The sequence below is a fragment of the Amycolatopsis sp. cg9 genome, from assembly GCF_041346945.1.
Classification (GTDB): Bacteria; Actinomycetota; Actinomycetes; order Mycobacteriales; family Pseudonocardiaceae; genus Amycolatopsis.
Genome location: NZ_CP166850.1, coordinates 7,261,133 through 7,287,790, shown reverse-complemented (window position 1 = coordinate 7,287,790; position 26,658 = coordinate 7,261,133). Strand labels below are relative to the sequence as shown.

Annotated in this window: 29 protein-coding genes; 13 read left to right on the top strand and 16 right to left on the bottom strand. The window is 71.4% G+C overall.

What is annotated here, in order from left to right:
* The first annotated feature begins 274 nt into the window (after positions 1–274).
* The 5 genes from AB5J73_RS34065 (at position 275) to AB5J73_RS34045 (ending at position 6,749) form a co-directional block, all read left to right on the top strand.
* Positions 275–3,133 (top strand): type 2 lanthipeptide synthetase LanM family protein, encoded by a 2,859-nt coding sequence (locus tag AB5J73_RS34065; protein ID WP_370962890.1) that lies wholly within the window; start codon positions 275–277, stop codon positions 3,131–3,133.
* 36 nt (positions 3,134–3,169) lie between these two features.
* Positions 3,170–3,349 carry a hypothetical protein gene (locus AB5J73_RS34060; RefSeq protein ID WP_370962889.1) on the top strand — a complete coding sequence of 60 codons (180 nt, stop codon included), beginning with the start codon at positions 3,170–3,172 and terminating at the stop codon, positions 3,347–3,349.
* Between the two features lie 37 nt (positions 3,350–3,386).
* On the top strand, positions 3,387–3,557 hold the full coding sequence (locus AB5J73_RS34055) for a hypothetical protein (RefSeq protein ID WP_370962888.1): 171 nt from the start codon (positions 3,387–3,389) through the stop codon (positions 3,555–3,557).
* 60 nt (positions 3,558–3,617) lie between these two features.
* Positions 3,618–3,791 carry a hypothetical protein gene (locus tag AB5J73_RS34050; RefSeq protein ID WP_370962887.1) on the top strand — a complete coding sequence of 58 codons (174 nt, stop codon included), beginning with the start codon at positions 3,618–3,620 and terminating at the stop codon, positions 3,789–3,791.
* A 69-nt stretch (positions 3,792–3,860) separates the two neighbouring features.
* Positions 3,861–6,749 carry a helix-turn-helix transcriptional regulator gene (locus tag AB5J73_RS34045; protein ID WP_370962885.1) on the top strand — a complete coding sequence of 963 codons (2,889 nt, stop codon included), beginning with the start codon at positions 3,861–3,863 and terminating at the stop codon, positions 6,747–6,749.
* Positions 6,750–7,069: 320 nt separating this feature from the next.
* On the opposite strand, the gene AB5J73_RS34040 is transcribed toward AB5J73_RS34045, so the two are convergent.
* Positions 7,070–7,453, bottom strand: coding sequence for an ATP-binding protein (locus tag AB5J73_RS34040; RefSeq protein ID WP_370962884.1), 384 nt, complete (start codon positions 7,451–7,453; stop codon positions 7,070–7,072).
* 93 nt (positions 7,454–7,546) lie between these two features.
* Here AB5J73_RS34040 and AB5J73_RS34035 point away from each other — a divergent pair, with 93 nt between their 5' ends.
* Positions 7,547–8,158 (top strand): TetR/AcrR family transcriptional regulator, encoded by a 612-nt coding sequence (locus AB5J73_RS34035; protein ID WP_370962883.1) that lies wholly within the window; start codon positions 7,547–7,549, stop codon positions 8,156–8,158.
* A gap of 21 nt (positions 8,159–8,179) precedes the next feature.
* Here AB5J73_RS34035 and AB5J73_RS34030 read toward each other — a convergent pair whose 3' ends face one another.
* The gene (locus AB5J73_RS34030) at positions 8,180–8,737 is read right to left on the bottom strand and encodes a YceI family protein (protein WP_370962881.1); all 558 of its coding nucleotides are present in this window, start codon (positions 8,735–8,737) and stop codon (positions 8,180–8,182) included.
* A 108-nt stretch (positions 8,738–8,845) separates the two neighbouring features.
* On the opposite strand from AB5J73_RS34030, the gene AB5J73_RS34025 reads away from it, so the two are divergent.
* The 3 genes from AB5J73_RS34025 to AB5J73_RS34015 are packed head-to-tail and all read left to right on the top strand — an operon-like array spanning position 8,846 to position 11,103.
* Positions 8,846–9,322: a MarR family winged helix-turn-helix transcriptional regulator gene (locus AB5J73_RS34025; protein ID WP_370962879.1), complete on the top strand. Its 477-nt coding sequence runs from the start codon at positions 8,846–8,848 to the stop codon at positions 9,320–9,322.
* A 7-nt stretch (positions 9,323–9,329) separates the two neighbouring features.
* Positions 9,330–10,313 (top strand): glutathione S-transferase family protein, encoded by a 984-nt coding sequence (locus tag AB5J73_RS34020; protein ID WP_370962877.1) that lies wholly within the window; start codon positions 9,330–9,332, stop codon positions 10,311–10,313.
* Positions 10,314–10,335: 22 nt separating this feature from the next.
* Positions 10,336–11,103 carry an SDR family NAD(P)-dependent oxidoreductase gene (locus tag AB5J73_RS34015; protein ID WP_370962876.1) on the top strand — a complete coding sequence of 256 codons (768 nt, stop codon included), beginning with the start codon at positions 10,336–10,338 and terminating at the stop codon, positions 11,101–11,103.
* 16 nt (positions 11,104–11,119) lie between these two features.
* Here AB5J73_RS34015 and AB5J73_RS34010 read toward each other — a convergent pair whose 3' ends face one another.
* On the bottom strand, positions 11,120–12,061 hold the full coding sequence (locus tag AB5J73_RS34010; protein WP_370962875.1) for a helix-turn-helix transcriptional regulator: 942 nt from the start codon (positions 12,059–12,061) through the stop codon (positions 11,120–11,122).
* Between the two features lie 62 nt (positions 12,062–12,123).
* Here AB5J73_RS34010 and AB5J73_RS34005 point away from each other — a divergent pair, with 62 nt between their 5' ends.
* Together AB5J73_RS34005 and AB5J73_RS34000 are read left to right on the top strand one after the other, a co-directional pair.
* Positions 12,124–13,254, top strand: a complete 1,131-nt coding sequence (locus tag AB5J73_RS34005) for an epoxide hydrolase family protein (RefSeq protein ID WP_370962874.1) — start codon at positions 12,124–12,126, stop codon at positions 13,252–13,254.
* Between the two features lie 125 nt (positions 13,255–13,379).
* Positions 13,380–14,372 (top strand): IS481 family transposase, encoded by a 993-nt coding sequence (locus AB5J73_RS34000; RefSeq protein ID WP_370962873.1) that lies wholly within the window; start codon positions 13,380–13,382, stop codon positions 14,370–14,372.
* Here AB5J73_RS34000 and AB5J73_RS33995 read toward each other — a convergent pair.
* From AB5J73_RS33995 to AB5J73_RS33985, 3 genes are read right to left on the bottom strand one after another with little or no spacing between them, the layout of a single operon-like run.
* On the bottom strand, positions 14,369–14,848 hold the full coding sequence (locus AB5J73_RS33995) for a GNAT family N-acetyltransferase (protein ID WP_370962872.1): 480 nt from the start codon (positions 14,846–14,848) through the stop codon (positions 14,369–14,371). The two genes, AB5J73_RS34000 and AB5J73_RS33995, sit on opposite strands and share 4 nt — an antisense overlap.
* Positions 14,849–14,861: 13 nt before the next feature.
* Positions 14,862–15,374: a TetR family transcriptional regulator C-terminal domain-containing protein gene (locus tag AB5J73_RS33990; RefSeq protein WP_370973417.1), complete on the bottom strand. Its 513-nt coding sequence runs from the start codon at positions 15,372–15,374 to the stop codon at positions 14,862–14,864.
* Positions 15,316–15,972 carry an N-acetyltransferase family protein gene (locus tag AB5J73_RS33985; protein WP_370962870.1) on the bottom strand — a complete coding sequence of 219 codons (657 nt, stop codon included), beginning with the start codon at positions 15,970–15,972 and terminating at the stop codon, positions 15,316–15,318. Before AB5J73_RS33985 ends, AB5J73_RS33990 begins: the two co-directional genes overlap by 59 nt.
* Before the next feature lie 129 nt (positions 15,973–16,101).
* Here AB5J73_RS33985 and AB5J73_RS33980 point away from each other — a divergent pair, with 129 nt between their 5' ends.
* Both AB5J73_RS33980 and AB5J73_RS33975 read left to right on the top strand, forming a co-directional pair.
* Positions 16,102–16,515, top strand: a complete 414-nt coding sequence (locus tag AB5J73_RS33980) for a hypothetical protein (protein WP_370962869.1) — start codon at positions 16,102–16,104, stop codon at positions 16,513–16,515.
* Positions 16,516–16,587: 72 nt separating this feature from the next.
* A complete protein-coding gene (locus AB5J73_RS33975; RefSeq protein WP_370962868.1) occupies positions 16,588–17,187 on the top strand; it encodes a hypothetical protein in 600 nt (199 codons plus the stop codon).
* A gap of 12 nt (positions 17,188–17,199) precedes the next feature.
* On the opposite strand, the gene AB5J73_RS33970 is transcribed toward AB5J73_RS33975, so the two are convergent.
* The 10 genes from AB5J73_RS33970 to AB5J73_RS33925 all read right to left on the bottom strand — a co-directional run bounded on the left by AB5J73_RS33970 (position 17,200) and on the right by AB5J73_RS33925 (position 26,644).
* Entirely contained in the window at positions 17,200–17,388 is a 189-nt protein-coding gene (locus AB5J73_RS33970) for a hypothetical protein (protein WP_370962867.1), read from the bottom strand.
* A 102-nt stretch (positions 17,389–17,490) separates the two neighbouring features.
* On the bottom strand, positions 17,491–19,182 hold the full coding sequence (groL, locus tag AB5J73_RS33965) for a chaperonin GroEL (RefSeq protein ID WP_370962865.1): 1,692 nt from the start codon (positions 19,180–19,182) through the stop codon (positions 17,491–17,493).
* A gap of 10 nt (positions 19,183–19,192) precedes the next feature.
* Positions 19,193–20,218 carry an NAD(P)-dependent alcohol dehydrogenase gene (locus tag AB5J73_RS33960; RefSeq protein WP_370962864.1) on the bottom strand — a complete coding sequence of 342 codons (1,026 nt, stop codon included), beginning with the start codon at positions 20,216–20,218 and terminating at the stop codon, positions 19,193–19,195.
* Entirely contained in the window at positions 20,215–20,913 is a 699-nt protein-coding gene (locus AB5J73_RS33955; protein WP_370962863.1) for a metal-sulfur cluster assembly factor, read from the bottom strand. The genes AB5J73_RS33960 and AB5J73_RS33955 overlap by 4 nt, the downstream gene beginning before the upstream one ends.
* The gene (locus AB5J73_RS33950) at positions 20,910–21,947 is read right to left on the bottom strand and encodes an amidohydrolase family protein (RefSeq protein ID WP_370962862.1); all 1,038 of its coding nucleotides are present in this window, start codon (positions 21,945–21,947) and stop codon (positions 20,910–20,912) included. The genes AB5J73_RS33955 and AB5J73_RS33950 overlap by 4 nt, the downstream gene beginning before the upstream one ends.
* Positions 21,948–21,987: 40 nt before the next feature.
* Positions 21,988–22,359, bottom strand: a complete 372-nt coding sequence (gene mimD, locus AB5J73_RS33945) for a propane 2-monooxygenase effector subunit MimD (RefSeq protein WP_370962861.1) — start codon at positions 22,357–22,359, stop codon at positions 21,988–21,990.
* Entirely contained in the window at positions 22,356–23,525 is a 1,170-nt protein-coding gene (locus AB5J73_RS33940) for a toluene hydroxylase (RefSeq protein ID WP_370962860.1), read from the bottom strand. Before AB5J73_RS33940 ends, mimD begins: the two co-directional genes overlap by 4 nt.
* 7 nt (positions 23,526–23,532) lie before the next feature.
* Entirely contained in the window at positions 23,533–24,561 is a 1,029-nt protein-coding gene (locus tag AB5J73_RS33935) for an FAD-binding oxidoreductase (RefSeq protein WP_370962859.1), read from the bottom strand.
* An 85-nt stretch (positions 24,562–24,646) separates the two neighbouring features.
* A complete protein-coding gene (locus tag AB5J73_RS33930) occupies positions 24,647–26,299 on the bottom strand; it encodes a methane monooxygenase (RefSeq protein ID WP_370962858.1) in 1,653 nt (550 codons plus the stop codon).
* Positions 26,300–26,404: 105 nt separating this feature from the next.
* Positions 26,405–26,644 (bottom strand): hypothetical protein, encoded by a 240-nt coding sequence (locus tag AB5J73_RS33925; protein ID WP_370962857.1) that lies wholly within the window; start codon positions 26,642–26,644, stop codon positions 26,405–26,407.
* Positions 26,645–26,658: the final 14 nt, after the last annotated feature.

Sequence of the window (26,658 nt, the reverse complement as noted above, 5' to 3'; positions counted from 1 at the left end):
CGGGCGTCGCGGCCGCGCGCATGAGGCGCGGAGTCCGGTGTGCCGGCAGTGCCCCGCATGGGGGATCGCGCCCCGTCGCCCCCGCGGGAACCCCTGTCGGACCCGCCCGCCGGACGGCGCAACCGCCACGTCCGAACGGCGCAATCCCCCACGCCGCGACCAGGCGTTTCCCCGCCCGATCCCCCATGAACCCCCAGAACGCCCCCATGCCGCGCGGGAATGCGGGCGTAGCACCCCCATGTGGTCCGCGTCACCCGCTGGCATGCTCGATCCCGTGATTCCCCCGCAGCCGAACCCGGCGACCACGACGCTCCCGCCCACCTGGTGGGCGGCCGGGCTGACCCCGCACGAGCGGCGCCCCGGCGGCACCCGCCCCGCGTGGGTGGACTTCGCCGAGGCCGCACTTTCACGTGAAAGTGCGGCCCCCTGGTCGGAGCTTTCACGTGAAAGTGCGGCTTGGCGGACGGCGTTCGCCGCGGTGTTCCGCCCCTTCACCGACGCGGCCCGCGCCGCGATCGCCGGTGCCGCAGCGGGTTCGCCCGCCGTCGACGCCGGGCCGGTCGCGGACGGCTGCGCCGCGCAGCTCGGTCACCAGCTGGCCGGCCTCGCCGCCCGCACCCTGGTGCTGGAGCTCGGCCGGGCGCGGCACAAGGCGATCCTCGAGGGCGAAACCCCGGAAGCGCGCTTCGCCGACTTCGTCCGCCGGACCGGCACCCCCGCCGGGCTGACCGACCTGCTGCACCGCTACCCGGTGCTCGCCCGGCTCACCGCGCAGGCGTCGCTGCACGCGATCGCCGCCGCCACCGAGCTGCTGGGCCGCTTCGACGCCGACCGCGTGGCCCTCGCCGCGTTCGTCGGCACCGACCCCGGCCCGCTGGTCGAGGTCACCGGCGGCACCGGGGACGCCCACCAGCGCGGCCGCGCGGTCCGCGAACTTCGGTTCGCCGGCGGCGCGCGGGTCGTCTACAAGCCGCGCCCGCTCGACCTGCACACGGCGTTCACCGCGCTGGTGGGCTGGCTCAACCCGCGTGTCCCCGGCCTGGAGCTGGCGACCGTCGAGGTCCTGAACCGGCCCGGCTACGGCTGGCTGCGGTTCGTCGAGCACCGGCCGTGCGCCGACCTCACCGAGATCGACCGCTTCTACCGCCGCCAGGGCGTGCTGCTCGCCCTGCTGCACGCCCTCGACGGCACCGACGTGCACTTCGAGAACATCATCGCGGCCGGTGACCAGCCGGTGCTGATCGACATCGAAACGCTGTTCCAGCCGGTGCTGCCGGCCGAAAGCACCGAAACCGACCCGGCCGCGGAGCTGCTCGCCCGCTCGGTGCACCGGACCATGCTGCTGCCGCAGATGATCGTCGGCGAGCACGGCGCGGTCGACATCTCCGGGCTCGGCGGCGGCCGCGCCGCGGCCCCGGCCCTGGAGCGCGTCGACTGGCTCGACGCCGGCACCGACCGGATGCGGCTGGTCCGGGTGCCCGGGGGTGTCGGTACCGGCGTCAACCGGCCCACCCTCGGCGGCGTCGACGTCGAGCCGGCCGAGCACGGTGCCGCGCTGCTGGCCGGGTTCCGCGCCGGGTACGACGCCATCGCCGCCGGCGCGACCGAGTTCGCCGCGCTGCTGGAAAGCTGCGCCGGCGCGGGCATCCGCGTCCTGGTCCGCCCCACGAGCTTCTACACGCGGCTGCTCGACGAGACCACGCACCCGTCACTGCTGGCCGACGCGGCCGCGCGCGACGAAGCGTTCGGGCTGCTGCACGACGACAGCACCGACGACGTCCGCCGCGAGCTGGTGGCCGCCGAGCTGACCGACCTGTGGGCGGGCGACGTCCCGATGTTCACCGGCGAGCCCGGCTCCGCCGACATCCGGGACACCGAGGGCAACCGGCTGGCCGGCCTGCTCGGCACGACGCCGCTGGCGTCGGTGCGGGCGAAGGTCGCCGGCATGACCACCATCGACCGCCGCGACCAGGAGTGGCTGATCTCCGCCGCACTGGCCACCCGGCCCGACGCCGAGACGCACGCCGGGAGCGGGGTCAGCGACGGCATCCTGCCGAGCAAGGCCCCCGAGCCCGCGCACCTGCTCTCGGCCGCGTGCGGGGTCGCCGACGCCATCATCGCCCGCGCCTGCACCGCGGGCGGGCGGGTCAACTGGGTCGGGCTGGAGCTCGTCGACGAGAAGTACTGGACCGTGCTGCCGATGGGCGGCGGGCTCGGCGAGGGCTACCCCGGCGTGGCGCTGTTCCTCGCCCAGCTCGCCGAGCTGACCGGCATCGACCGCTACCGGGACCTCGCCGGGAAGGCGCTGTCCGGCCTGCCGTCGCTGGTTTCCGCGCTCGAAGCCGACCCGGAGCTCGCCGAAGCGGCCGGGCCGGGCGGGCTGCTCGGGCTCGGCGGGGTCGCCTACGCCGCGGCCCGCCTCGCGCGGCTGCTCGACCGGCCGGACCTGCTCGACCTCTGCGCCCGCACGGTCGCGGTGATGCCGGCCCCGACGCCGCGGACGTCACCGCGGTTCACCACCGGGCTGGCCGGCGGCCTGGTCGCGCTGCGCTCGGTCGCCGCGCAGACCGGCCTCGAGCCGGCCACCGTGCTCGCCGGGGCCTACGCGGCCGAGCTCGCGAGCCGGTCCATCGACCCCGACCTGGCCGACCCCGGGTTCGCGCACGGCGCGGCCGGCGTCGACTGGGCGCTGTCCGGGCACCCGCGCGAGACCGCGACCCTGCCGCCCGCGAAGCCCGCGACCGGGCACGGCTGGTGCTCCGGCCTCGCCGGCCAGGTGCTCGCCTACGCCGGTGACCCCGACGTGCTCGGCGGCCTCGACGAGCAGGTCCGGCGCCTGGCCGCCCAGGAGCCGCTGCGCGACCTGTCGCTGTGCCACGGCGAAACCGGCATCACCGACGTCCTCGGCGTGCTGGCCGAGACCGGCCACGCCGGCGCGCAGGCCGCGCTGGCCACCCGGACCGGCCTGCTGCTGACCGCCGTCGAACAGGACGGCGCGCGCTGCGGCACCCCGGACGGCGTGCCCTCCCCCGGCCTGCTGACCGGCCTGGCCGGGATCGGGTACGGCCTGCTGCGCCTCGGCTTCGGCCCCCGCGTCCCGTCCGCCCTGCTCCTGCAACCCCCGACCCGCTGATCACCCCCGCCCCACCTCACGAGGAGAGAACCACCGATGCGCGAAACCACGACCGAGACCGCCGAAGCCACCGTCGGCGCCCTGGTGCTCCCGCGGGCGAACCACGCCGGCTCCCGCAACCAGGCGCTCGCGGGCACGCGGCCCCGGCTGTCCGGCGTCACGCTCGACACGCTCGGTTCGCCGACCGTCGTCACCCACGGCACCTTCGCCCTCTGACTCCTTCCCCCCGTCCCCCGGCACCGAAAGCGAAGCCATGACCGAGCACGACGTCCCCGAGAACCCCGTCGGCGACCTGACCCTCCCGGTCTCCACCCGCACCGGCGCCCGCAACCGCGCGCTGTCCGGCCAGGCGCCGCGGCTGAGCCAGAACAGCCTGAGCACCCTCGACATCACGCCGGTCTTCACCGTCGCCTTCGTTGAATAGCTTCAGCGCCGAACAGCTTCCGTTTCGCCCCGTACGACTACCGAGAGTGGAGCCACCTGCATGACCGAGCACGACTTCGCCGGCGCGGACAACCCGATCGGCGACTTGACCCTTCCGACGTCGGTCCGGACGGGCGCGCGCAACCACGCCCTGTCCGGCAAGGCGGCGCGGGTCAGCCAGAACTCCCTGACGACGATGGACATCACGGTCGTCACGGGTGCGTTCCCCGGATAGTGAGACGGACCCGGGCGTCGGCATTTCGGCCTACGCCCGGAGGGGGTCCGTCCGGTTATAGTGACCGCGATGGGCATCCGATCGACGCGCCTGATCGGGCGCGACAGGGAGCTCGGCGCACTGTCCCAGGCCCTGGAGAAGGCCCGCACCGACCACGGTGGGGCCTTCTTCCTTGTCGGCGAGGGCGGGATCGGGAAGTCCCGGCTCGCCGCCGACGTCGCCGCGCGGGCACTGGCGACCGGGCTCCCGGTGCTGCGCGGACGAGCCAGCTCGATCGGGCCGATGGTCCCGTTCCGGCCGCTGGCCGAGGCCCTGCTTTCGCACTTCCGGGGCGGCCACCCGCCGGCGGCGCCCGAACTCGACCCGCTCGTGCCGGTGCTCGCCCGGCTCGTGCCCGACTGGTACCGCGGCGACCGCCCCCACGACAACGGCAACCTCCTCGTGCTCGCCGAGGCCGTGTTCCGGCTGCTGTCGGTGGCGGGGCGGGAAACCGGCTGCCTGATCGTCCTGGAAGACCTGCACAACGCGGACGCCGAGACCCTGTTCATCGTCGAGTACCTCGTCGACAACCTCGCGTCGAGCCGCGTGATGCTGATCGGCACCCTGCGCAACGAACCGGGCGAGGCGCTCCGGCTGGCGACCGCGGCGGCGCAGCGTTCGGCCAGCCGCACCTTCGAACTGACCCGGCTCGACGCCGCGAGTACCCGCGAGTTCGCCGCCGCCTGCCTGGAAACCGAGCCGTCGGCGGTGCCGGCCGCCGTCGCGAACCTGTTGTGGCAGAACAGCGAGGGCGTGCCGTTCGTCGTCGAAGAACTGCTGCACGGCATGGTCACCGACGGCCTGCTCGTCGGCGGCCCGGGCGGCTGGCAGGTCGTCGGCGAACTGCAGGCCCGCGTCCCGGAGGCGCTGATCAGCAGCATCGCCGCGCGCGTCGACGCACTCGGCGCGGACGGCGAGACGCTGCTGTCGGTGGCCGCCGTGCTGGGCCGGCGGTTCCCGCTGTCGGTCGTGCAGGCGGTCACCGACATGGACGACCGCATGCTGCACAACCACATCAGCGCGAGCGTCGCCGCGCACCTGGTCACCACCGACGAGACGACGCCCGGCTGGTACGCCTTCCGCCACCCGCTCACCGCGGAAGCCCTGCTGGCCCGGCTCGTGCCGTCGACGAAGGCGAACCTGGCGCGGCGGGCCGCGGACGCCGTCGAGCAGCTGCACCCGGGCCTGCCCGGCGAGCTGTGCGCGCTGGCCGCGGCGCTGCGGCTGACGGCGCTGGACCACCCGGGTGCCGGCCGGCTGTTCGCCGAAGCCGGCCGCCGCGCCCTCGACGGCGGCGCCGCCGACTCCGCGGTGACCATGCTGACCCGCGCCGTCGACCTGATGGCCACGGCGAACCCGGACGACCGCGCCGACGCCCTGGAGTCCCTGCTGCACGCGCTCGGGCAGACCGGGCAGTTCGACCGGGCAGTCGAGTTCTCCGCTCGCTTCGCGGAGATCGGCCGGCTGGAGCGCGCGGTCGACCTGCACATCCAGCTGGCGTGGGCGGCCTACATCGGCGGGCGGCACGACGAGTGCCTCAACCAGATCGAGCAGGCCCGCGCCCCGCTCGGCGGCGAGATGACCGAGGAGCAGAAGGCGGGCCTCGACGCCGTCGAAGCGACGCTGTGGCTGGACATCCCGGGCCCGGCGCACACCGAACGCGCCCGCAAGCTCGCCGAACAGGCGTGGCAGGTGGCCGAGCGGGCCGGCGTGCCGTTCGTGTCGTGCCAGGCGTTGCAGGTGCTCGGCATGGTGGCGCTGGAGACCGACCTGGCGGAAGCCGAGCGCTACCTGCAGCTGGCGCGGCGGCTGGCCGAACGCCACCAGCTGACGCACCTGCGCACCCAGGTGCTGGTCCGCCTCGGCGGGCACCGGATGCTCGCCGAGGGCGACGTCCGCACGTTCGACCTGGCTCGCGCCGAAGCCCAGCGCACCGGCGCGATCACGCTCACCTGCGCGGTCGACGCCAGCCGCGCGGTGCACGCGGTGATGCGCGGCGAGTTCGCGCAAGCCGAGCGGATCCTCGACGAGAACCTCGCCGTCCTCGGCCGGCTCCGGCTGGTGGCGCTGCTGCAATACACGCACATGACGCGCGCGATGGTGGCCGCCCACCAGGCGGACCGGCCCCGGATGGAAGCCGCCCTCGACGACTTCCGCGCCGAGGGCGGCACCAGCGCGCAGGAGCTGGTGCTGAGCGTCGGGCTGGCGCAGGTGTTCTGCTCACTGCTGGAGGAGGACGCCGAGCGCGCCCGCCGCGAGCTCGCGCAGGTGCTGGCGCTGGAGGAACGCCAGCCGAGCCGCTTCCACCTGGCGGGCCAGCACGGCCTGCGGCTGCTGTTCGAAGCGCTCGACGGCACCGCGCCCCCGGCCCGGCCCCCGGCGGCGGTGAGCGGCATGCGCTGGAACCGCCAGTTCGTCCTGCTGGGCGACGCCGTCCACCACGGCCGCGCCGGCGAACCGGACCGCGCGGACGAAGCGGTGGCGGCGGCGATCGAAGCGGCCACCCCGTTCCCGATGAGCAGGCACCTGGGCCTGCGCATGGTGGCGGAGTCCGCCGCGGCCGACGGCTGGGGCGACCCGGTGACGTGGCTCAAGGAGGCGGAGGAGTACTTCCACCAGGCGGACGTGACGGCGGTGGCGAGCGCGTGCCGCGGGCTGCTGCGCAAGACCGGCGTCGCGGTCGGCCAGCGCCGCACGGGTTCGGATCGCCTCCCGGCGGGCCTGCGCTCGGCGGGGGTGACGGTCCGCGAGTACGAGGTGCTGCAGCTGCTGGCGGACAACATGGGCAACAAGGACATCGCCCGCCGGCTGCACATTTCGCCGCGGACGGTGGAGAAGCACGTGGCCAGCCTGATGGCGAAGTCGAACCTGCAGAACCGGAGCGCGTTGACCGAGTACGCCCGCAACACCCCGCACTGACCGCGCCCGGCTCCGGGTGTCATGAAAGGGTCGTTCACCGCGCCCGACGACAGGGTCCCGGCAATGTCGTGCCCCCCCGGGGCCTGCTGACGTCGCCGAGATGTGGTGAACGGGTCGTTCATGACGTCGGGTGAGGTGAAAGGGTCGTTCACGACTCTGTGAGGCTGGTGTTCCCGGGGAAGTCGGGTGGTTCCGGCTGCTGCTGTGGTGTCGCGAATGACTCATTGGGGACCTCGGAGGTCCCCAATGAGTCATTCGCGACCTTGGTGGAGCTGTTGTCACCGGGCCAGGAGCGCCGTCTTGACTTTGCCGGGCCGTGCTCAGGTGCCGATCGGGATCTCCGCCCAGACCGTCTTGCCGCCGTCCGCGCGGTGGAAGTGGCCCCGCCGTCGGCTGCACGCGGCGACGAGCGCCAGTCCGGTGCCGACCGGGGCCACGTCGGGGGCCGCCGGGTCGAACCACGCCGCTCCGCCCGCGTCCTCGACGCCGATCCACACCGCGGAGTCCGCGCACGTCAGCAGCGCGCGCACCGGTCCCCTCGCGTGGCGGACGGCGTTCGCGGCCAGCTCCCCCGCGATCAGCACGACGTCCGCCGCGACCTCGTCCGGGACCTCTTCGGCCGCGGCCAAGCGCTCGCGCACCCAGGCGCGGACCCGGCGGACCTGCGCGGGCTCCCCGTCGAAGACGAACTTGTCCAGCAGCATGATTCCCTCCCCGGCCGGGAAAACGATTCCCCGTTCCCGGGGCCGCCGACACCTCGCCGGGCCGAAATCGCCCGAACGGACTAGATTGGACCCGTGAGTCCAGTCAACAAGCAGCTGACCGCCAAGGGCGCCGCGACGCGGCAGCGCATCGTCGAAGGCGCGGCGCAGGAGATCCGGGAGCGCGGTGTCGCCGTCACGACGCTGGACGACATCCGGGCGCGGACCGGCACGAGCAAGAGCCAGCTCTTCCACTACTTCCCCGGCGGCAAGGAAGACCTGCTGCTGGAGGTGGCCCGGTACGAAGCGGATCAGGTCATCGCGGCCCAGCAGCCCCAGCTCGGCGGGCTGACGTCGTGGGCGGCGTGGCGGCGCTGGCGCGACACGGTCGTCTCGCACTACACCGAACGCGGCCAGCACTGCCCGCTCAACGTGCTCATCTCACAGCTGGGCCGCGCGACCCCCGGCGCGCAGAAGGTCGTCGGCGAGATGCTGGAGCAGTGGCGGCGGGAGATCGCGGCCGGCATCCGCCACCTGCAGGCCGCCGGCGAGGTCGCCGCGGACACCGACGCCGAACGCACCGCGGCCGCTCTGCTGGCCGGGATCCAGGGCGGCGTGGTGGTGATGCTCTCGACCGGCCGCATCGATCACCTCGAAGCGGCGCTCGACGTCGGGATCGAGAACCTGCGGGCGAGCGGGAACCGGTGAGCCCGGTTCCCGCTCCCGAAGTCAGGCGTTCTTGATCGCGGAGATCTCGAACTCGAGGGTGACCTTGTCGCTCACCAGCACGCCACCGGTCTCGAGGGCGGCGTTCCAGGTGATGCCGTAGTCCTTGCGGCTGATCGTGGTGGAGCCTTCGAAGCCGATGCGGTCGTTGCCGAACGGGTCCTTCGCGGAGCCCTCGAACTCGAACGGGACGGTCACCGAGCGGGTGACGTCCTTGATGGTCAGGTCACCGGTGACGTCGAAGGAGGTCTCGCCGGTCTGCTTGATCTCGGTCGAGGTGAAGGTGATCTGCGGGTACTCGTCCATCGACAGGAAGTCGTTGCTCTTCAGGTGCCCGTCGCGGTCCGCGTTGCGGGTGTCGATGCTGTGGGCCTGGATGGTCACCTGGACGCTCGACTTCTCCGGCGCGTCGCCGTCGATCGTCGCGGCACCCGTGAACTCGTTGAAGCTGCCGCGCACCTTGGTCACCATCGCGTGGCGGGCGACGAACCCGATCCGCGAGTGGGCGGCGTCGAGGGTGTATTCGCCGGTCAGCTGGGGGTAGGTGGTCGCGCTGGTCATCGCTGGTCTTCTCTCCTCGTGGTGGCGTCCCCCGGGTGATTGAGGGTTCAACGACACTGTACTCACTTTTACTGGTTGCGCAAGCAAGCTTTCGGTAGAGTCGCCGGTATGGGTGATCTGTCCGCGCTCGACACCGGGGAAGCCGCGTTCTGGCGGTCGCTGATCCGCGTCACGACCGTGCTGCCGCGCGCATTGGAAGACCAGTTCCTGCCGGAGACCGGCCTCACGATCAGCGACTACGGCGTGCTCGTCGCGCTGTCCGAAGCACCGGATCGCCTGCTCCGCATCTCCGCGCTGGCGGCGGCGACGGCGTTGTCGCTCAGCCGGATCAGCCGGGTGGTCGACGACCTGACCCGCCGCGGGCTGGTCGAGAAGCGGCGCTGCGAGGAAGACGGGCGCGCGTCCAACGCCGTGCTGACCGACGCCGGATTGGCCAGACTGGAGGCGGCCTACCCGAGCCACCTGGCCCGCGTCCGGGCTTCGGTGTTCGACCACCTGAGCGCCGAAGACATCCGGACCGCCGGGCCGGTGCTGGCCCGGCTGGCCGCGGCGCTCGACGCCGCTCCCCCGACCGACGAGTGCTGAGGACGCGATGAGCGACAAGGGCGAGTACCAGCGGGACCTGAACTACCTCCCGGACCGCATCACCGCCGATGGCCGCGACGGCTGGCCGGTCGAGCCGGACCGGTACCGGCTGATCGTCGCCCGCGCCTGCCCGTGGGCCAACCGAGCGGTGATCGTCCGGCGGCTGCTGGGCCTGGAACCCGTGCTGTCCATGGGCATCGCCGGGCCGGTGCACGACGAGCGCAGCTGGAGCTTCGACCTCGATCCCGGTGGCCGCGACCCGGTGCTCGGCATCGAGCGGCTGCAGGAGGCGTTCTTCAAGCGCGACCCGGACTACCCGCGCGGCATCACCGTGCCCGCGTTCGTCGACGTGCCGACCGGCCAGGTCGTCACCAACGACTTCGCGCAGATGACCCTCGACATGTCGACCGAGTGGACGGCGTACCACCGCGACGGCGCGCCCGAGCTGTACCCGGAGAAGCTGCGCGACGAGATCGACGACGTCGCGCAGAAGGTGTTCACCGACGTCAACAACGCGGTCTACCAGTGCGGCTTCGCCCGGTCCCAGGAGGCGTACGAGCACTCCTACCGCAAGCTGTTCGCCCGGCTGGACTGGCTGTCGGAGCGCCTCGCCGACCGGCGCTACCTCGTCGGCGACACGATCACCGAAGCCGACGTCCGGCTGTTCACCACACTCGTCCGCTTCGACGCGGTCTACCACGGCCACTTCAAGTGCAACCGGCAGAAGCTCACCGAGCTGCCGGTGCTGTGGGCCTACACGCGCGACCTCTTCCAGACGCCCGGGTTCGGCGACACGATCGACTTCCCGCAGATCAAGGAGCACTACTACGTGGTGCACAAGAACGTGAACCCGACCGGGATCGTCCCGCTCGGCCCGGACGTCTCGGGCTGGCTCACCCCGCACGACCGCGAACAGCTCGGCGGCCGCCCGTTCGGTGACGGCACCCCGCCGGGCCCGCCACCGGTGGCCGAAAGGGTGCCCGAGCTGTAGTTCTGCGGCTACGGTGATCGCCATGGAACGCCTGCGCGATCGCCGGGTCCTGGTCACCGGCGCCGGTTCCGGCATCGGCCGGGCCACCACGCTCCGCCTGCTCGACGAGGGGGCGCGGGTCGTCGCCACCGACGTCAAGGGCCTCGACGACCTGCCCGCCTCGGCCGCGCTCGAGACGCTGGCGATGGACGTCGCGGACGAGGCCGCGGTGGCCGCCGGGGTGGCTTCCGCGCTGGCGACGTTGGGCGGCCTCGACGTGCTGGTGAACGCGGCCGGCATCCTGCTGGCGTCGCACACCCACGAGACTTCGCTGGAGCTGTGGAACCGGGTGCTGGCGGTGAACCTGACCGGCACGTTCCTGGTGACCCGCGCGGCCCTGCCGGCGCTGCTGGCTTCGCGGAAGGGCGTGGTGGTGAACTTCAGTTCCACGTCGGCTTCCTTCGCCCACCCGTACATGGCGGCGTACTGCGCGAGCAAGGGCGGGATCCAGGCGTTCACGCACTCGCTGGCGCTGGAGTACGCCAAGCAGGGCCTGCGCGCGGTGAGCGTCGCACCGGGCAGCGTGAAGAGCGGGATCACGGACTCGGCGGCGAGCTGGCTGCCCCAGGACGTCGACTTCACGCTGTTCGGGCGCCTGCTGCCGATCCTCCCGACGGGACTGGCCACGGAGGTCGGCAACCCGGTGGCCCGCCCCGAGGCGGTCGCGGGAGTGGTGGCGATGCTGGCCTCGGACGACGGCGAGTTCATCACGGGCACGGAAATCCGCGTGGACGGCGGCACGCACACCTAGGCCGGGCTGAACCTTCTCAGCTGCCGCCGGCCGCCGCCGCGTACCGCGAGGAAAGCACCGCGATCCGGTCGGCCAGTTCCGGTGGGGACTCCACCTCGAACGGCACGTCGAGCATCCCCACCACGAACGCCACGACGTCGTACGAATCCGAAGCCAGTTCGAGCCGGCACGTCCCCGCGTCGATCGGGGTCAGCTCGCCGTCCACCCGACCGGCCAGCTCGGACGCCGGTGCGTGGAGCTTCAGGCGGGCGCGCAGCGGCCACATCTCCCGGCCCATCGTGCGCGTGAGGTATGCCGTGAGGTCACCGTCCGGGGGTTCGCGGTGGGTGAAGCGGGGGCCGTTGGGCGTGCGCAGGGTCAGGCGGTCCGCGCGGAACGTCCGCCAGTCCGCGCGGCCGGTGTCCCAGCCGACCAGGTACCAGCGGCGGCCCCACGTCACCAGGCGGTGCGGCTCGACCGCGCGGCGGGACTCGCGGCCGTCGTGGTTCACGTAGTCGAAGCGCAGCGTTTCCGCCGCGCGGATCGCCGCCGACACCGCCGTGAGCACCGCCGCCGCGACCACGGGACCGCGGGCCGGGAGCGCGAGCACGCTCGCCTCCAGCGCCGCCACGCGGTGGCGCAGCCGGGACGGCAAGACCTGCTCGACCTTCGTCAGCGCCCGCAGCGACGCCTCTTCCAAGCCCGAGACGCCGCCGGCGTGCAGGCCGACCACCACCGCGACCGCTTCGTCGTCGTCGAGCAGCAACGGCGGGAGTTCCGCGCCGGCGCCGAGGCGGTAGCCGCCGATCGGGCCCATCGCCGCGTGCACCGGGTAGCCCAGTTCGCGCAGGCGGTCGACGTCGCGGCGGATCGTGCGGGTCGTCACGCCGAGGCGGCCGGCCAGCTCGGTGCCGGACCAGTCGCGGTGCATCTGGAGCAGCGACAGCAGCCGGAGCAGCCGGCCGGGGGTTTCGCGCATGGGACGAGTCTGCCGGACATCGAGGACCGTTCCTGTCCTACACGGGCGGGAGGGTGCCGGACATGGATCCCTTCCGCATCGACGTCCCGCAGGCCGACCTCGACGAACTGCACCACCGGCTCGCCCGCACGCGCTGGCCGGGCGAGCTGCCCGGCGCCGGGTGGGCGTACGGCGTCAGCGAGCCCCACCTCCGCGAGCTGGCCGAGTACTGGCGCACCGGCTTCGACTGGCGCGCGCAGGAGGCGCGGCTCAACGCGCTTCCGCAGTTCACCACCACGATCGACGGGCAGCGCGTGCACTTCCTCCACGTCCGCTCCCCCGAACCCGGCGCGAAGCCGCTGATCATGACCCACGGCTGGCCGAGCACGGTCGCGGACTTCCTCGACGTCATCGGCCCGCTCACCGACCCGCGCGCCCACGGCGCCGACCCGGCCGACGCGTTCCACCTCGTCGCCCCTTCGGTCCCCGGCTTCGCGTTCTCCGGCCCGACGGCCGAGCCGGGCTGGAACACGCGCCGCACGGCCCGCGCGTGGGTCGAGCTGATGCGGCGCCTGGGTTACGAGCGCTACGGCGCCCAGGGCGGCGACTTCGGCAGCATCGTCTCGCCCGAACTCGGCCGCGTCGCGCCGTCGTCGGTGCTCGGGGTGCACGTCAACGCCGTCGCGAACGCCGGGGTGCCGACCGCGCCGGGCGACCTCGAGCGACTGTCCGAAGAGGACCGGAAGCGGGCGCGGGAGAACGAGGTGTGGTGGTACGCCCACTCGGGTTACGCCACGCAGATGGCCACCCGCCCGCAGACGCTGGCCTACGCGCTCAACGACTCCCCGGCCGGGCAGCTCGCATGGAACCTGGAGTGGTTCGTGGACTGGGATCCCGCGGCGACGCGGCAGACGGCAGTGTCGTGGGACGCGATCCTGACCGACGTGACGATCTTCTGGCTCACCGGCACCGCCGGCTCGGCGGCCCGCCTCTACCTGGAGACGGGCCAGGACGGCTGGGGCGAGCGCCCACCCCCGTCCGGCGTCCCGACGGCGGTGGCGAACTTCCGCGGCGACCACGCGTTGCGGGGACTGGCCGAGCTGTCGAACACGGTGACGCGGTGGTCGGAGTACGACGCCGGCGGGCACTTCGCGTCGCTGCAGGCACCGGACGTGCTGGTGCGCGACATCCGCGAGTTCTTCCGGGAGCTCTAGCTGTGATGTCCAGGGACGTTGTCCCGAGTTGAGGTGACCTGCGGCGGCCTGTCGTGCAGACAGGTGAAGGCCTCCGGATGTGAAGTGGAGCTGTCTAGGAACCACGTCACCCACCGGAGGCCTTCGTGTCCCACCCTAACGCCACCTTGACCCCACGCACCCGACTCCGGCTTGCGCGCCTGATCGTCGAGCAGGGCTGGACCTGCGCCGAAGCAGCGAAGATGTTCATGGTCGCGGCCAAGACCGCCGCGAAGTGGGCCTGGCGTTACCGGGCCGAAGGCGTGGCCGGGATGGCTGATCGCAGCAGCCGTCCCCACCACAGCCCGGCCCGCACCCCGAGGCCGGTGGTGCGGGCGATCGTGCGGCTGCGGTGGTGGCACCGGCTGGGTCCGGTCCAGATCGCCGGCCGGCTCGGGCTGCCCGCCTCGACGGTGCACGCGATGCTGGTGCGCTGCCGGATCAACCGCCTGTCCCGCATCGACCGGGTCACCGGCGAACCCTTGCGCCGCTACGAACACGACCATCCCGGCTCGCTGATCCATGTCGATGTCACCAAGTTCGGCAACATCCCCGACGGTGGCGGGCACCGCTTTGTCGGACGCGCCCAAGGCGACCGCAACAAACGCGCCACCCCGAACCTGCCCCGCGGCGCCGACCGCAAACCCCGCACCGGCACCGCCTTCGTGCATACCGTCATCGACGACCACTCCCGCGTCGCCTACGCCGAAATCCACACCGACGAAACCGCCGCCACCGCCACCGCGGTGCTGCGCCGGGCTGTGGCCTGGTTCGCCGACCTCGGCGTCACCGTCGAGCGGGTCCTGTCCGACAACGGCTCGGCCTATCGGTCGCACGCCTGGAGTGATACCTGCACCGAGCTGGAGATCACCCCGAAACGGACCCGGCCCTACCGGCCGCAGACCAACGGCAAGATCGAACGGTTCCATGGAACCCTCGCCGAAGGCTGGGCCTACGCCCGGTTCTACCCCACGGAAACCCTGCGGCGGGCGGCGTTACCGGGCTGGTTGCACTTCTACAATCATCACCGACCCCACAGCTCAACCGGCGGCAAGCCGCCGGTCACCCGCCTGACCAACCTCCCTGGACATCACATCTAGCCCAGCGAGCGGGTCAGCCAGACGACCGCACCACTGTCTTCCGCGGACACGTGGTCCCGCTCGAACCCGAGCTTCTCGAGGACGCGGAACGACGGCGTGTTCTCCGCCCCGACAGTCGCCCAGAGCCGCTTCCGCCCGGTGGCCGTCGCGGCTTCGAGCACCGCGGCGGCCGCCTCGGTGGCGTACCCGTTTCCGTGCGCGCGCCGGAAGAGCTCGTACGCGATCTCGGGTTCCTCGAGGGTGGCGCGGCCGACGATCAGCCCGCAATAGCCGATGAAGTCGCCTTCGGCACGGCGCTGGATGGGCAGCAGGGCGATCCCCGTAGCCGCGGCCGCCATCTTCGCGATGAGTTCCCGCATCTCCCCGAGCGCGGGCGTTCCCTTGCCGCGTTCGGCGTGCAGGGCGCGCAGGTCATCGGCGTCCGGCTCGGCCCACGGGCGCAGGAGCAAGCGCTCGGTCCCGAGGTGGGACGGCATCGGCGCGTACACGTCAGATCTCGCGGCGGCGCCGCCGGTCGACGGCGCCGTCCAGCAGGGGGCGCAGTTCCTCGACCACCGTCTCGAGCGGTGCGACGTCCCGGTGGGCGCGGGCCAGGACGATCGCGCCCTCCAGGGTGCTGAGCATGAGGACCGCCAGCGAGGTGCTGCGGGCCGGGGGGACGCCGAGCTGTTCGAGGGCCGTCGCGACCGGGCGCTGCCAGCCGTCGAAGGCCTTGCCGACCGCTTCGCGGAGGCTGTCGCTCGTGGCCGCCGCGTCGGCGACCGTCGCGACCAGCGGGCAGCCCGCGTCGAAGCCGTCGTCGGTGAACTGGTCTCGCCACTGGCCGGCCATCGCCGCGAAGAGCTTGCCCGGTGTCGGGTCCTCGATCCGGGTGACGACGCGCGCCACCCGGCGGGCGGCGTAGTCGCCGGCCCACGCGACGGCTTCGGCGATCAGCTGGTCCTTACCGCCCGGGAAGTAGTGCTGCAGGGACCCCCGCGGGGCTTCGGCGTGGACGGCCACGTCCCGCATGCCGGTCGCCCCGACACCGTGGATCCGCACCAGCTGCGCGGCGCTGAGCACCATCCGCTCGCGCGGCGTCCTCGTCATCGGCTGCCTCCTTCATGACGTCCGTCATGATAGCCCAGTCGGGGACGACCAGCGCGAAGTCGCGCTCGCCCCGCTCGTACGACGGCACCGGCCGGAAGCCCTGCCCCAGCAGCAGCGCTTCGGCACCGGCGTTCCCGGACTGGACGGTGGCCCGCACGGTCCAGCCCGGCCACCGCCCGGACGCCCACAGCCGGCGGCTCAGCGCGGTGCCGACGCCCTGCCGCTGCCACGCATCGGCGACCAGGATGCCGATCTCGGCGGTCCCCGGGGTCTCCGAGGCGAAGTTGAGCAGGCCCACCGGCGTGCCGCCCCGGTACGCGAGCAGCGCGACGCCGTCCGGCGGCCCCGCGAGCAGGAACCGCTGGTAGCGCCGGAAGACCTCGGCCGGCTCGGCGGGACCGCCCATGAGGAAGCGGCGCCGCAGGCTGGCGGGAGAGCAGGCCTCGACCAGCGCGCCGACGCACTCGCGATCGGCGTCGCCGGCTTCGCGGATCTCTATGACGGTGGTCATAGTCCCATGAGAGCACATCGCGGGGACCGACACACTATGACGGCTGTCATAGATCAGCGGTGGCGTAACGCCCGCACCGGGCGCGGCGACCGTTGGGCAAGGACGGGCCCCGCGGGGAAGGAAGCTTCGATGTCATCGTTCGGCCATGAACCGCTGAAGGTGCCGACCACGCAGCAGCTGCGGGAAAAGGTCGACGCCGTACTGGCCGCCGAGAAGCTGAAGAATTCCCTGCCGGGCCGGGCACGCGCGGCCTACGAGGCGGGCGAAGAGTGGTTCCAGATCTCGATCCCCTTGGTCGCGACCGGGCCTCGGACCTCGGCGGACCGAACCTGGAAAGAGGCACCCGACGGCCCGGCCGAATCTGCGGCGCTCAACGCCATCACCTCCGCGGGCTGGCGGCTCGAATCCCTGCACACCACCTTCGCCCCCGTCGTCAAGACGCCGGAGAACCACCCGTCCGCAGGCGCGGGCGAAACTGTCCACGGCTGGGTGATGGGCACCTACCTGTTCTCCCGCGGACCAGGCGCGACACCCCCGCCGTAGCCGGGGATTCGCGCCATCGCCGTGCGGGTACGTTGCCGTGGCCGCGCTCCCCCACCGCGAAAGGCATCCTCGATGCAGCTCTACGCCGAACGGCCGATCCGCCGCACCGCCCAGCTCGTCAGCGACTTGCTCGCCCTGCTGCTCGTCGTCTTCGCGGTGTGGCTCGCGACCTCGGTGTACGACCAGGTGATGAAGCTGCGCGCCCCCGGCGACGGGCTGGTGAACGCCGGCACCGGCCTGCGCGGCACGTTCGACGGCGCCGCGGACTCCGCCGGCGGCATCCCGCTCGTCGGCGACGCGCTCGCGAACGCCCTGCACGGCGGCTCGAACGTCGGCAACCAGCTCGCCGACGCCGGCCGCTGGCAGATCGAAGCCGTCGAAAGCCTGGCGTGGTGGCTGGCCGCGATCATCGTCGTGCTGCCGCTGCTCACGCTCGTCGTGACCTGGCTCCCGCTGCGCTGGCACTTCGCCCGCCACGCGACCGCCGCCGCCCGGCTGCGGAACCTCGGGGACGAGGGCCTCGACCTGCTCGCGCTGCGGGCGTTGACCACGCAACCGTTGCGGCGCCTGGCATCCGGGAACAACGTGGCCACGGGCTGGCGGGAGCGGGACCGGGACGTCATCGAGGAACTCGCCGGCCGCGAACTCGCCCGCCACGGCCTCGCCCCCTGAGCCGGGCCGTCCTCAGCGCGGGCCCTGCCGCCGCCCGACCGAGCGGCCGATGAAGAAGCCCAGCAGCAACCCGGCGACCAGGCCGATCGCGATGAAGAAGATCACCGTCGCGGCGGCGATCTTGCCCACCGTGCCGAGGAAGCCCTTGGCCTCGAACTCCCCGACCGCCGCCACCGTCTGCGCGAGAACGTAGTGCGTCATGATCACCAGGGTGGCACCGCCGGCCGCCCCGCGCACGGGGAAGGTCCCCCCACGGCGGCTCAGGACGCCGGTGGGGGGACCTCCGTTCTCCGCGGCGCGGACTCAGCCGACGGAGGGGCCCATCCCGAGGGACTGCGGCGTGCTCGCGTCCGGTGAAGGCTGGTGCAAGCCCTCGTCCAGCGGGCCGAACTCGGTCATCAGCGCCGCGCTGCCGCCCCACGGGGTCTGTTCCTCGGCGATCAGGGAGTTCGTCGTGAGCAGCAGCCCCGCCACCGAAGCGCCGTTCTGCACCGCCGACCGGCAGACGCGCAGCGGGTCCACGACCCCCATCGCGACCATGTCGCCGTAGCGGTCGTGCAGGGCGTCGAACCCTTCGTCGTCGCCCAGCTCGCGGGTGCGCGCGACGATCTCGTGCGCCGGGTGGCCCGCGTTGTGGGCGATGAGGAACGCCGGTTCGGCCAGCGCCCGCCGCACGATCTCCACCCCGACCGCCTGGTCGCCTTCGAGCCCGAGGCCTTCCAGCGCCTTCTCGGCGTGCAGCAGGGCCGCTCCCCCGCCGGCCACGATGCCTTCGGCCATCGCCGCGCGGGTGGCCGAGAGGGCGTCCTCGACCCGGTGCTGCAGCTCCTTCAGCTCCGCCGGGGTCGCCGCGCCGACGTGGACCACCGCGACCTTTCCCGTCAGGGCGCCGATGCGCTCGGTCAGGACGTCCTCGTCGACGCCGAACTGCGCGCGCTCCAGCTCCGCGCGCAGCTGGCCGACCCGGAAGTCGACCGCTTCCGAAGACCCCGCGCCGCCGACGATCGTCGTGCGGTTCTCGGTGACGCGGACCTGCTTCGCCCGGCCGAGGTGCTCCAGGGTCATCGTCTCCATCGTGAACCCGGACTGTCGCGAAAGGACCGCGCCGCCGACGATGGCGGCCAGGTCCTCCAGCTTGTGCAGCCGCCGGTCGCCGAACCCCGGGGCGCGGATCGCGACCGACTGGAACGTGCCGTTCATGTGGTTGTGCACCAGCATCGACAGCGCCGTGCCCTCGACCGTCTCGCCGATCACCACCAACGGCCTCGGCGCGCGCATCACCTTGTCCAGCAACGGCATCAGCTGCTGCACCTTGGTGATCTTCTCCGCGCACATCAGGATGTAGGGGTCGTCGAGCACCGCCTCCAGCCGGCCGGGGTCGGTGACCAGGTACGGCGAGAGGTAGCCGTTGTCGAACTCGAACCCTTCGACGAAGTCGACGCCCATCCCGATCGACGGCGACTCCTCGACCGTCACCACGCCGCCGTCGCCGACGGTGTGCAGCGCCTTCGCGATCACCGCGCCGACGGCGTCGTCGTCGTTGGCCGAGATCGCCGCCACCCGCGCGTAGTCCTGTTCGGACACCACCGGGTGCGCCTGCTTCTCCAGGTGCGCCACCAGCAACCCGACCGCGTGGTCGATGCCGCGCTTGACGAGCACCGGGTTGCCGCCGTGCTCGATCGCCCGCATGCCCTCGCGGATGATCGCCTGGGCGAGCACGGTGGCCGTGGTGGTGCCGTCGCCGACGACGTCGTTGGTCTTGATCGCCGCTTCCTTGACCAGCTGCGCGCCCATGTTCTCGAACTGGTTCTTCAGGTGGATCTCGCGCGCGATGGTGACGCCGTCGTTGGTGACCACCGGCGAGCCGGTGATCTTCTCGATGATCACGTTGCGGCCCTTGGGGCCGAGGGTGGACTTGACCGCTTCCGCCAGCTTGTCGACGCCCGACAGCAGCAGGCCGCGGGCGTCCGAGCCGAACCGCAGTTCCTTCGCCATGTGCCTGCTCCTAGGGGGTGAGGATCGCCCGGCCGCGCACGCGGCCCGCGTCGAGGTCGGCCAGCGCGTCGAGCGCCGCGTCCAGGGGGTACTTCTTCGTGTGCAGGGTGACCTGGCCGGCCTGGGCCAGCACCATCAGCTCCGCGAGGTCGTTGTAGGTGCCCACGAGGTTGCCGATGATGTTGCGCTCGGTGGAGATGATGTCGATCGTCGGGATCTCGATGTTCGAGCCGTAGCCGATGACGAAGTGCGACCCGGCGCGGCGGGTCATCGCGAACGCGTCCTGCTGGGCGCCCTGCTCGGCGACGAAGTCGAGGACGACCTCGGCGCCGTCGCCGCTCGTCAGGTCGAGCACCGCCTCGACCTGCTTGCCGTCGGCCAGCACCGTCTCGTCGGCGCCCAGGGTGGCCGCCAGTTCGAGGGCGTCGGCGTTGCGGTCCACCACGATCACGCGGGTCGCGGTGAGCGCCTTGAGCGACTGGATGCCGATGTGCCCGAGGCCGCCGGCGCCGTTGACGACGCAGGTGGTGCCCGGGTACAGCAGCGGCACGGACTTGCGCACCGCGTGGTAGGCGGTGATGCCCGCGTCGGCCAGCGCGGCGACGTCTTCCGGTTGCGTCGAGGGGTCGAGCTTGATGCACGCCCGCGCCGAGGTCAGCAGGTACTCCGCCATCCCGCCGTCGGAGTCGATGCCCGGGAAGCTCCCGTTCGGGCAGTGCATGTCGTCGCCCGCGCGGCAGGCGTGGCACAGCCCGCACGTCGGCGTCGGGTGCAGGATGACCGTGTCGCCGACCTCGACGTTCGTCACCGCCGGGCCGACCTCGTGCACCCAGCCCGCGTTCTCGTGGCCGATCGTGTACGGCAGCGCGACGCCGGACTTCTCGGCCCACTGCTCCTCGATGATGTGCAGGTCGGTGCGGCACACGCCGGCGCCGCCGATCTTGACCACGACGTCGAAGGGCCCGGTGGCGCGCGGCTCCGGGACGTCTTCGATCACCGGGTGCTGGTGGTACTTCTGCAGCCGCACGGCCTTCATCCCGTGCCCTCCTCTTCACCGGTCAGGGAATACCGCGCGCGCAGCATGCCGCGGCACACCCCCGAGTTGGCCTCCATGCTGGTGCGGGTGAGCCGGGCGAAGGCCAGGTGGCGCTTCGCGTCGGCAGGGGCGACGGCTCGCCCGGTGGCCGGGTCGAGCAGCAGCGGGTCGCCGTCGCCGGCGGGCAGGCCGAGCTCGCGGCGGCGGGCCCGCAGCCGGTCCAGGTCGGGGCTCGGCGGGACTTCGCCGAGGGTCAGCGACAGCGGGTCGAGCCCGGCCAGGGACCGGCAGACGCGGTCGGTGCCGGCCAGCACCGCCTTGCGGACGAAGTCGTACCGCAGCGTGTCGAGCTCGTCGGCGGCCTCGCCTTCGAACGACGCGACGAACCCCTGCCGGGCCGCCACCCCGCGGTTGATGACGTCGGACGCGAAGTGGTCGTCCAGCCGGATGTCGAGCCCGGTCAGGCCCGGCACCCCGGCCACGGCGTCGTAGGCGTCGGCCACCATGAGGAACGCGAAGTTGGGCGCGCAGAAGTACGTCGGCAGCCGGAGCCGGATGATCGCGTGGCCCGCGTCGTCCACTTCGCAGCGGGCGACGAACCCGAGGTCGGTGAGGGGTTCGTCCAGTTCGGGATCGCGGACGGTGCCCAGCGCCGCCCACACGGCGGCGCGGGCACCGAGCACCAGGGTGGTCATGAGTTCGGCACGCCGACCGGCTCGACCGACTCCGGGTCCTTGAGCCGCAGCTCCGCCGGCACGTCGATGTCGTAGAGCCGCGCGGCGTTGAGCCCGAGGATCTTCTTCTTCTGGTCGACGGTCAGCGGCGCGAAGTCCGACAGCTCGTCGTCACCGGGCATGTTCCAGTCGACGAAGCCTTCGACCTGCCACTTGGGTTCCCAGATGGCGTAGTCGGCGCCGAAGATCAGCTTGTCCTCGCCGAGCCAGAACATCAGCTCGCCCATGACCTTCGCGAAGAACTTCGGCCGGGCGTGCATCAGGCCGCCGACCACGACGGCGAGTCCCGCGTAGACGTTGCGCTCCTGGGTGGCCATGAAGCAGAAGTCCTCGATGCGCGGCAGGCCGACGTGCTCGACGATGAAGTTGAGGCCCTGGAAGTTCGTCGCCACGTGGTCCACATCGGACACGTCGAACGCGTCCTTGTCCAGCGGCCAGATCGTCGGTCCCTTGTGGACGTGGATGTTCTTGACGCCGAGCTCCTCACACTTCTCGAGGTAGCGCGCGGCTTCCGGGTCCTTCAGGCTCCAGCCGCGGGAGTCGCCGCGCCACTCGGCCGTGTAGAGCTTGACGCCCTTGCAGCCGTACCGCTTGACGCGGTCCTCGAACGCCTTCAGCCCCTCGTCGCCTTCACGCGGGTCGAAGGTGGTGTTCACGAGGAACTTGCCCGGGTGCTTGGCGGCCAGCGCGCCGTCGGCCTCGGTGGTGTTGAAGCCGTTCTTGTACCACTGCCGCAGGTTCGTCGGCTGGAAGATGGCCGTGTCCACGTGCCCGACTTCGAACAGGTCGTGCATCATCAGTTCTTCGGAGTACTTCTGGAACCGGTCGATCGGCCAGTGCGTCTCCTTCGGCCCGAGGCCCTGGTAGGCGTGGAAGCACTCGATCCAGCCCTTGGCGTATTCCTCCTGGCCCTTGACCCAGTTGTCCGGGCTCGCGTCCCAGAAGTGGGTGTGGGCGTCCACCACGAAGTATTTTTCGCCGTCTTTTTCGTACATCGCTGATCCTCCTGAGCGGGACCGAGTGCTTCCTTGCTGACTACTTGATGACCTTGAGGTCGAAGTCGAGGTACTCGGCCGCGTCCTCGGGGTTGGCGAACATGATCGTGCGGTCGTCTTCGTGGATCATCCGCCCGTAGTGGGTGGACATGCTCTCCTCGAACTCCGCCGCGTTGAACCAGCCTTCTTCCTCGCCGGCGGCCTCGTCGACCTCGGCGTAGACCAGGTCCGTCCGGCCCTTGGCGTCGACGCGGATCATCGAGGGCAGCGGTGTCACGGTCACGTTCTCCTTGGTGGCCATGACTTCCGCGATGATCGCGCCGACCTGGTTGTTCATCAGGGTGAAGCCGCACATGTTCGACGCGGTGTTGTCGGCCTTGAACGGGCTTTCCGCCGTCTTGAAGATGGTCACTGGCCCAGCTCCTCCGGTGCTTTGAGGCCCAATTCGGACAGGATTCCGGCGAACCGGCTCTTCACGCGGTCGAGGCCGTCCTCGAACCGGATCGGCTTGGCGTCGGGCTGCGACCACAGCGGCTGCAGCGCGCGGGCGGCGGCGATGCACCGCGGCACCCAGTCCTCGAGCCACTTCTGCAGCAGCGCCTTGTTGTGGTCGGCGAACTCCTTGTCGTTGATCAGCAGGTGGTACAGCGACTTGGTGTAGCGGAGGTCGCGTTCGGAGAAGTCGAACTCCTCGGCGCCGATCAGCGTCGGGGTGACGAAGTCGCCGTTCGCCGGCGCGGCCTGCTGCACCAGGTTGCTGCGGAACAGCTCGCCGACGAGGGGCTCGAAGACGACGTTCGCGGCGAAGATCGCCTCGCCCCAGTCCCAGATCCCGGTCAGCTGCTCGGCGGTGTCCCGCACGCCCTGCCACGCCGGGTCTTCGTTCCAGGTGGCCAGGTGGGCGGTGCCGTCGAAGCCTTCGACCTCTTCGGTGAGGGTCAGGTTGTACAGCGCCAGGTCCTGCGCCGCGCGGATCCGGTGCATGCTGTTCACCGAGATCGCGTTGTTGTGCATGTTCGTCGGCGCCCGGCGGTTGGCGTTCGCGAACAGGTACAGGCCGAGGCCGTGGTCGACGTGCATCCAGGCGCCGACGTGCTTGGCGACGAAGTCGACCCAGTTCCGGTTCCACTGCTCGAACGCCTTGGCCTGGCGCGCGGCGTCGATGTTCTGGTTCAGTTGGCGCACGACGTTGGCGTTGTAGCGGTAGAGGGTGAGCTCCCACTCCTCGTTCGGGTCGCGGAACTCGTGCCAGCCGTGGGCCGGCCAGTCGTAGCCCTTGCCGCCGGAGCCCGGGCCGCGTTCGGGCAGCGGCCGGTCGGAGCCCCACGCCTTCAACGCGGTCCACTCGAGCGGGTAGCCGCCCTTGCCGTCGGCGAAGGCGTAGAGCCAGCCCTGGGACAGGTAGTGGCGCGGGTCGGGCTGGACCTCGACGGTGACGTCCTCGTAGTGGCTCTGCTTGCGCTTGGCGGGGGTGAAGTAGTTGTACTGGCGGGCAGTGGAGTCCGGGAAGACCTTCGCGCCCGCTTCGGCGTCGGTGAACGCCGGCTTCGGCACGCTGCGTTCGGAAGTGGCTGTCATGGGTTCCTTACCCTTCGCCCGTGGTGGTGAACTTGTCGTAGAAGACGCGCTTGTCGGCGACGCCGAGCGCGGGCAGCAGTTCCAGCGCGGCTTCCACCATCGGCGGGGGCCCGCAGACGTAGGCGTCGGCGCCGGACAGGTCCAGGCCGGCCCGGCGCAGGACGTCGGTGACGAAGCCGGTCTCGCCGGTCCAGTCGTCGTCGCCGGGCTCGGAAAGCGCTGGAACGTAACGGAAGTCCGGCAGTTTCTCTTCCAGCTCCCGCAGCTCGGCCTCGAAGCAGAGGTCGTGGCGGCGGCGGGCGCCGTAGTAGAAGACCGCCTTCCGGTCGAGGCCGCGCTCGGCCATGGACCGCAGCAGCGCCAGGATCGGCGCCATCCCGGCGCCACCGCCGACGAAGACGAGGTCCTTGCCCGGGTTGTCCCGCAGGGTGAACACCCCGAACGGGCCGGTCACCCGGAGCCGGTCGCCGACCGCGACCCGCGTGTCGAGGAACCGGGAGAACAGCCCGTCGGGGTAGATCTTGATGACGAACTCCAGCAGCCCGTCGCGCGCCGAGGTGTTGGCCATCGAGAACGAGCGCGTCTCCTCGGTGCCCGGGACCGCGAAGTCCAGGTACTGGCCGGGGAAGAACTTCAGTTCCTCGTCGAGCCGCACCACCAGGTGCCGCAGGTCGTGCGTGACGTGCTCGTTCGCGACGACCTCGACGGTCGCCTCCTGGATCGGCAGCCCGGACTGGATCATCTCCTCGTCGTAGTTGAGCAGCTCGATGGTCAGGTCTTCGTAGGCGTGGGCCCGGCACAGCAGCGTGAAGCCTTCCTCCTTTTCGTAGTCGGGGAGCGCGAAGGTCGAGTACCGGTCGTGTTCGACGTCGTCGCCGTCGAGGATGAACGACTTGCACGCCGCGCACTGCCCTTCCTTGCAGCCGTGCATGAGCATGACGCCTTGCTCGGCGGCGGCGCGCAGGATCGTGGTGTCCTCGGCGACGTCGATCTCGATCCCGACCGGCTCGAACCGGACGCGGTGCTTTTCCGCCATCCCAGCCCCATTCCGGCACTTTCACGTGAAAGTGCCCACCTGGGGGCCGCACTTTCACGTGAAAGTGCGGCCCCTCGTGGTCGTATCAGGCCGTCTGCGGTGCCGGGCGCCCGGCCGGGCCCTGGCGGTTGTAGTCGGCCACGAAGGCGGCGCGCTGCTCGTCGGTCATCTGGTTGAGGAGCACGTTCGGCGACTGCACCTCGGGCATCCGGCGCAGGTGGTCGAGCGTCCACATCTTCTTCGGGTCCAGGTTCAGGTGCGGCTGCGCGACCATGGTCTTGCCGTCGTCGCGCACGAAGCCCATGTCGGACACGACGTCGGCCCAGTTCCAGCCGTGGTAGAGCGTCTCCCACTCGCGGGCGCCGACCAGCTGGCCCATGTTCGGGGTGTTGCGGCCCTGGTAGGTGGGCCGGAACGCCTCGGCGTCGGTCCAGCGGCACGTCTCCGAGCAGTACGTGCGGTGCTGGCCGTCGACCTCGTCGACCACCATGTCCTCGCGGATGAGGCACGGCACCATGCACGTCCAGCAGCGGTGCGGGTACACGTAGCCGACGTCTTCGGCGACGATCGGGTGGTGCCCGTTCGGCGTCGCGAGGCGGGCGTAGTTCTCCCACCACTTGCCGTACTTGTCGTACCAGCCCGGGTACTTGTACTCGAACCACTCGAAGTCCTCGTCGGTCATCGGGTCGATGCGCCAGTAGTTGGCGAGCCACCCGGTGGCGAAGAACTGCGCGACTTCGTGGACGTAGCCCTTGTTCCAGATCCGGTTCCACGCCTCTTCGATGAGGTCGTGCGGGATCACGAGCCCGTACTTCTCCAGCGGGACCAGGTACGAGCGGTAGTAGTCGTCGTAGATCCAGCGGCGCCACATCTCCGCGTAGCTTTCGCGGTCCTTGCGGCGGTCCTTGGTGCCGTATTCGATGAACGTCCCGATCGCCGCGTCGACGACGGCGTGGTTGTTCCACCACGCGTACCGCAGGTCGCGTTCGAGCAGCTGGTGGTTGCTTTCGTCGGACAGCGCCATCAGCAGCGTCGCGTAGCCGTTGCTGATGTGGCGGGATTCGTCGGACTGCACGGAGTGGAACACCGTCGGCAGCAGGTAGTCGCCGTTGGCGGCGGCTTCGGCCGGCATGGCGACGAACAACGTGTTCGTGAACGCCGTTTCGGCCACGATCGTGAGGTAGATGCTCGCCGCGGTGATGGCGTCACCGGTGATGAAGCCCTCGGCGAACTGGCGGCCGATGGTGCCGCAGTAGTCGTTCTGGAAGTTGCGCAGGCTCGAGTTGAAGCCCGCGGGGTCGATGTAGTTCTGCATGTACAGGCGCTTGAGGTTCTGCTGGATCGTCGAGTGGCGGACCTCGTCGATCATCTGGATCGCCTGGCCGTTGTGCAGTTCCGGGTTCGGGACCGTGCGGAACAGCAGCGGCATCGCGCGGGCCGCGGAGATCTCCGGCAGCGGGATGATGCTGAGGAACAGCTTCTGCCACTCCAGCCAGCGTTCCTGGACCTGGCGGAACATGTTGCCGCGGATCGCGCCGTCCTCGGCGCCGTAGACCCGGTGGTCCTTTTCCTCCTGCATCGGGAAGTACGAGCGGAGGACCTGCTTCAACGGGTCCTTCTTCTTGGCCTTCCGGAACGTGTAGTCGGTGCCGTAGTGCGAAACCGGGGTGTGGTACGCCGGTTCCCACGACAGTTCCTGGATCTTCTGGTGGGCTTTCGCCACACTCTGGCGACTCATGGATCACTCCTTATCTCCTGAGCTCGCCGCCCAGGGCGTCCTGCGTGACCATTGAACGGGGCGGCCGCGGGTGACGCGGGTCTCAATCTGAGACAGAACCGCTGCTCAGGGCGTTTCGGTCGCGCCGAGCACCCGGGCGCGCAACGCGGCGAGCTCCTCGTGGACGCCGGCCTGCACGCGCCCGTCGCCCTCGACGGTGGGGACGATGCCGAGCGCGCGCAGCAGCGCGGCGGCGGGTTCTCCGGGGTGACCTTCCGCGCCGAGGGTCGGGTGCAGGCCCGCCTCGGCCAGGTGGGTGAAGACCAGGTTGACGATCGTCCAGGGGTTGTACGTCTCGGCGGCCATGCCCCCATGGCACC